This window comes from Peribacillus sp., from assembly GCF_059453735.1.
Window position 1 is genome coordinate 1 of the sequence record NZ_JAZVJO010000239.1, and the last position, 2,681, is coordinate 2,681.

The 2,681-nt window shown below is 39.0% G+C and carries 4 protein-coding genes; all 4 read right to left on the minus strand.

Annotation, left to right across the window (positions count from 1 at the left end; translation table 11 throughout):
- Positions 1–290: 290 nt before the first annotated feature.
- Positions 291–1,067: a sulfite exporter TauE/SafE family protein gene (locus AC52RT_RS07500; RefSeq protein WP_495540164.1), complete on the minus strand. Its 777-nt coding sequence runs from the start codon at positions 1,065–1,067 to the stop codon at positions 291–293.
- 49 nt (positions 1,068–1,116) lie between these two features.
- A complete protein-coding gene (locus tag AC52RT_RS07505) occupies positions 1,117–1,344 on the minus strand; it encodes a sulfurtransferase TusA family protein (protein WP_495540165.1) in 228 nt (75 codons plus the stop codon).
- A 39-nt stretch (positions 1,345–1,383) separates the two neighbouring features.
- Positions 1,384–2,511 carry an MBL fold metallo-hydrolase gene (locus tag AC52RT_RS07510; RefSeq protein ID WP_495540166.1) on the minus strand — a complete coding sequence of 376 codons (1,128 nt, stop codon included), beginning with the start codon at positions 2,509–2,511 and terminating at the stop codon, positions 1,384–1,386.
- Between the two features lie 27 nt (positions 2,512–2,538).
- A partial coding sequence (locus AC52RT_RS07515; RefSeq protein ID WP_495540167.1) for a rhodanese-like domain-containing protein occupies positions 2,539–2,681 on the minus strand: 143 nt, incomplete at its 5' end.

Below are 2,681 nucleotides of genomic sequence, written 5' to 3' on the forward strand. Positions count from 1 at the left end.
TAACCTTTATGTAAGGTGAGGGGATTCATGAAAATATTCAGAGGAATTAACATACCGCACAATGGAATCAATAAAAAATTCTAAGCCTACTTTTACTATTATACTCCTATTAATTCAAATCTGTTATCATTCTTTCTTCCCTACTTCCAAATTGCGCAGAAACAGAATATTCATAAACATAAGAACACTCGTTAATATTCCCTGCCCATATCTAATTTTCCCTATCATTACCTATTTATTCGAATAAAAATCCCTCATCTTAACAAGTTGAGGGATGGTTGAATGTACTGTTATAATATACCCGCCCAAATCTTCACGGCTGTGGCTAAAATAAGGACTGCTAATATGATTTGAAGAATTTTTGTATTCATTTTTTTCCCTGCCATCGCCCCAACCGGCGCGGCTATTATGCTCGCGATTATCATGATTAAGGCTGGATAATAGTCCACTTGCCCTGTAGATACTTTCCCCACAGTTGCTCCAATTGATGAAATGAAGGTGATGGCCAGCGAGGATGCAATCGTCACCCTTGTTGGGATTTTCAACACGACCAGCATGATTGGGACTAATAAAAAACCCCCTGCAGCTCCAACAACACCAGAGCCTAGTCCCACAATTAAAGCTAAAATCGCTGCAAGCCACTTGTTAAAGGTTACCTGGTCTAAAGGAATATCGTCGATTCCCTTCTTAGGAATAAACATCATGACTGCTGCTATGATGGCTAGGATGCCATAAACAAGATTTATTCCGTTCTCAGACATAGACTGCGAACCAAAGCTCCCAATTACACTTCCGATTAAAACACTTATCCCCATATAGATGATAAGGGTTTTATTTAAGTATCCGCCTTTACGATAGGCCCAGACACCCGAAAGGGAAGCAAATAATACTTGAACAGCACTTATTCCCGATACTTCATGTGCACTGAAGGCCGCTAAACCAAAGATCGGCGGTATATACAAAAGCATCGGATACTTGATAATCGATCCGCCAATACCGAGCATCCCTGAAATATATGAGCCTATGAATCCAATTAAAAAGATAGTCATGATAAAACCAATATCCATTTTAATCCTCCTTTAAAAGAAGGGAACCCTACTTGGTTCCCTCTTCCAATCAGCCTTTTTTAATCCAAAATTTAAATACATCATTTTCTTCTGTCGAGTCCAACAGCTCATGTCCACCAGATTTAGACCAAGCGGCTAAATCTGCTTTTGCCCCTTTATCTGTGGCGTGTACTTCTAACACTTGACCCGTTTCTAGCTCATTGATTGCTTTCTTTGTTTTTACAATGGGCATCGGACATGCTAATCCTCTTGCGTCTAATACTTTATCTGAATTCATCTTTTATTCCCCTATTCGTAGTAGTTTTTATAGTTTTAATTAACGTACTGCACAACGATTGGGTCCAATCTCCATTTCACGTTGTTTTTCACTATCTGGAGTCATTTTCCCCATATTTGTTTCTCGAATTTCTTGGTAGGCATTTGGTTGTGGAGGTAAGTTTCCAGTCACCATTTCTCTAAACTCTTTTTCATCGTTAATAGTTAAGCCGTGATTTTCTGCAAATAATGTACCTAATTTCATGGCAACACTACCGTTTTCATTAAGTTCTTCAACAATCATAAAGTGAGAAGGTAAGACAATTAGCTCGTCCGACAATTGTCTGTAGCGATTATAGAGCGTTTCTCTAAGATCTCCCACCCAATCCTCTGCTAATCCAGCTAGATCTGGTCTGCCAATTGAATCGATGAATAAAATATCTCCAGAAAGTAAGTACTTCTCATCGACAACAAATGATGTAGAACCAATTGTATGGCCAGGAGAGTATAGAGCATGAATGTCTATTGCTGTATTCCCAATCGTTACAACGTTCCCACCTTCTAAAGCCTGATAGGCAAATGTAACTTCGGTTGCATCTTTAGGAGGTAACCAATACGTGGCATTGGTCTGTTCTGCAATTTGTCTTCCACCTGAAATGTGATCTGCATGTAAGTGTGTATCTAATACATGTGTGATTTTCGCTTCTTTACTAGCTGCAAACTCAAGATAGACGTCCGTCATTCTAGTTGAATCGATGACCGCCGCTTCACCGTTAGATATCACCATATAAGATAGGCAGCCTTTACCAAGACGAACGAACTGATAAATTTCGGCTCCATCATGCAAATCGCCGATTTTGACTGGTTCTAAATGTTCACTCCAAGCTTTCATGCCGCCTTTTAAATAAGACACCGAACGTCCTGCTTCAGACAACATGTCAGCTACCAAAATGGATGAACCCTCTTTTGCACAGACAACGACTACTTCTTTATCATCTGGAATGCTCTCCATCACTTCTTCAACACCATCAAGTAAATCAAAGTAAGGAGTATTAAAGATTTCAATACTCTCTCCTTCAATTTTCCAATCGTTAAAATCAGATTCGTTTCGTACATCCAAGATAAACAAATCTTCTTTTTTAATGACCTTTTGTGCAATTTCTTTAGCTGTCATTACATTTACAGTCATGAATGATTCCTCCATTATTCGTTTTTTTTAGCTAATTGACTTTTCTGTAGGACCATTCCATTGACTCATTCCCGGAACAACATTAATGACTTGATTAAAGCCTGCTGATGTAAGCTTTTGTGCAGCTAAATCACTTCGGCTGCCTGTGCGGCAAATGACATGAATTTCTG

Bases quoted from the DNA above. Each gene is read 5' to 3' on its own strand.
- AC52RT_RS07500 (WP_495540164.1), bottom strand. From the start codon at position 1,067: ATGGATATTGGTTTTATCATGACTATCTTTTTAATTGGATTCATAGGC.
- AC52RT_RS07505 (WP_495540165.1), bottom strand. From the start codon at position 1,344: ATGAATTCAGATAAAGTATTAGACGCAAGAGGATTAGCATGTCCGATG.
- AC52RT_RS07510 (WP_495540166.1), bottom strand. From the start codon at position 2,511: ATGACTGTAAATGTAATGACAGCTAAAGAAATTGCACAAAAGGTCATT.